We start from the raw sequence: 2,482 nt of genomic DNA on the forward strand, positions 1-2,482 counted from the left end.
GGGCACGGCGGGCACCGGGCTCCCGCCGGCCCCTGGCCCCCTGGCCCCTGGCCCCTGGCCGCTGGCCGCTGGCCGCTGGCCGCTGGCCGCTGGCCCCTGGCCGCTGGCCGCTGGCCCCTGGCCCCTGGCCCCTGGCCCCTGGCCCCTGGCCCCTGGCCCCTGGCCGCTGGCCGCTGGCCCCCTGGCCGCTGGCCGCTGGCCGCTGTGCTCCAGCGCCGATCGCCGGGATCCGCCGGCCGCCGGATCCCGGCATGATGGCCGCATGATGGCTGCGGGTGGCCGGCCGTCGCGGTGCCGGCCCCGGCCGTAGTCTGGGCCAATGGTCAACCGTCTGTACTTTCGTCAGTTGCTGTCCGGACGTGACTACGCGGTCGGCAACCCGGTGGCAACCCAGATGGTCAACTTCACCTACCTGATCGGGGACCAGGAGACCCGGGAGGCGGTGGTGATCGACCCGGCGTACGCGGTCGACGATCTTCTCTCGGTGCTGGCCGACGACGGGATGCGGCTGACCGGCGCCCTGGTCACCCATCACCATCCCGACCATGTCGGCGGCGCGATGTTCGGTTTCGTCCTGCCGGGCCTGCCGGAGCTGCTCGCACGCGTCCAGGTCCCGGTACACGTGCAGCGGGACGAGAGCGAGTGGGTGCGACGCTCCACCGGCGTGTCCGCCACCGACCTCGTCGGCCACGACCACGACGACGTGCTCGACGTCGGCGCCGTGCCCATCCGCCTGCTGCACACCCCCGGGCACACCCCGGGCAGCCAGTGCTTCCTGGTGGACGGCCGGCTCGTCGCCGGCGACACGCTCTTCCTGGAAGGCTGCGGACGCACCGACTTCCCCGGCGGCGACCCCGACGCCATGTACACGAGCCTGCAGCAGCTGGCCGCGCTGCCCGACGACACCGTCGTCTACCCCGGCCACTTCTACTCGGCGCAGCCCAGCGCGCCGATGTCGACGGTGCGCGGCGGCAACGCGGTGTTCCGCCCCCGTTCCGTCGAACAGTGGCGGGCCTTCTTCGGCGGTGGATGACCACGCCCGCCGCCCGTATGCTCGACCACCCGTCCCGGCCCTGACCGCGCGGGCGTGCCCCCACCGGCCGCCGCGGCCGCGCGGCACCACCCGGCCGAACCGAGAGAACCGAGAGAGAAGCACATGACACGCACCGCTGTGAACCGTTACGTCCTGCCCAACATCATCGAACGCACCTCCCGCGGCGAATACGGGATGGACCCCTACTCCAAGCTGCTGAAGGAACGCATCATCTTCCTCGGCACGCAGATCGACGACGTTTCCGCGAACGACATCATGGCGCAGCTGCTCTACCTCGAGGGCGAGGACGCCGACCGCGACATCTCGCTCTACATCAACTCCCCGGGCGGCTCGTTCACCGCGCTGATGGCGATCTACGACACGCTGCAGTTCGTCCGGCCCGACATCCAGACCCTCTGCCTCGGGCAGGCTGTCTCCGGGGCGGCCGTCCTGCTCGCGGCCGGGACACCCGGCAAGCGGTTCGCCCTCGGCAACAGCCGGATCCTGCTCGACCAGCCGTCCAGTCAGAGCCAGGGGCAGTCGAGCGACCTGGAGATCCACGCCCGGGAGATCCTGCGGATGCGGGAGCTGCTGGAGACGATCCTCGCCCGACACACCAACCGGAGCCCCGACCAGATCCGCCGGGACGTCGAACGCGACAAGATCCTCGACGCGAACGAGGCGGTCGAGTACGGCCTCGTCGACGAGGTCATCCAGAGCCGGAAGAACTCGCTGCGACAGGCCGCCTCCGAATAGCGGCACGGTACGTACGGGGCCGCGGCGCGGCGCTCCGCCGCCTACCGCGCCACCCGCCGCCCTACCGCATTTTCGGGACCGGGCCCCGCGCCGCCCGGCGGCGTTCCGGGGCGTCACAGCGGCTCCGTGACGCTGGCTCCCGCGAGGCTGGCTCCCGCGAGGCTGGCTCCCGCGAGGCTGGCTCCGTGACGCTGGCTCCGCGGCGCTCTACAACGGCTCGCCGGGGATGCCGAGGTATTCCCGGCGGAGGGTTTCGACGATCGGGTGGCCGGCCGCCAGTTCCCGGCCGTCGACCGCGGCGATCGCGCGTACACCGGCGGCCGCGTTGGTGGCGAACGCGGCCCGCATGCCGGCCAGCCCCTGCCGGTCGACCGGTGCGACGGTCGTGCGTCCGTGCGTCCGCTGGAGCAGCCGCATGGTCACGCCGCGCAGGCAGTCCGCGGCAGGCCAGATCACGTGGTCGCCGTCGAAGAAGCCGACGTTCCAGGTGGCACCCTCCGAGACGAGCCCCGCCGGAACGCCGCTCCCCGTGCCGCCGCTCCCCGAGCCCGGGCCCTCCCCGCCCGGGCCCTCCCCGCCCGGGCCTTGCAGGGCCGGGCTTTCCGAGGCCAGCCCCTTCGGGGCGGCTCGACCCTCCGAGGCCGGGCCCTCTGGTGCCGGGCCTTTCCCCGCGGGAGCGGCGGCGCCGGGGGC

Annotated in this window: 3 protein-coding genes; 2 read left to right on the plus strand and 1 reads right to left on the minus strand. The window is 73.4% G+C overall.

Annotation, left to right across the window (positions count from 1 at the left end):
• The first annotated feature begins 319 nt into the window (after nucleotides 1–319).
• Entirely contained in the window at nucleotides 320–1,033 is a 714-nt protein-coding gene (locus NBX02_RS12205) for an MBL fold metallo-hydrolase (protein WP_250291391.1), read from the plus strand.
• Between the two features lie 123 nt (nucleotides 1,034–1,156).
• On the plus strand, nucleotides 1,157–1,789 hold the full coding sequence (locus tag NBX02_RS12210; protein WP_250285971.1) for an ATP-dependent Clp protease proteolytic subunit: 633 nt from the start codon (nucleotides 1,157–1,159) through the stop codon (nucleotides 1,787–1,789).
• A 207-nt stretch (nucleotides 1,790–1,996) separates the two neighbouring features.
• Here NBX02_RS12210 and NBX02_RS12215 read toward each other — a convergent pair.
• On the minus strand, nucleotides 1,997–2,482 hold a 486-nt coding region (locus tag NBX02_RS12215; protein ID WP_250291393.1), incomplete at its 5' end, for an aminotransferase class IV.

Source organism: Protofrankia sp. CiP1_Cm_nod1, from assembly GCF_920888515.1.
In the GTDB taxonomy this organism is placed as follows: domain Bacteria; phylum Actinomycetota; class Actinomycetes; order Frankiales; family Frankiaceae; genus Protofrankia.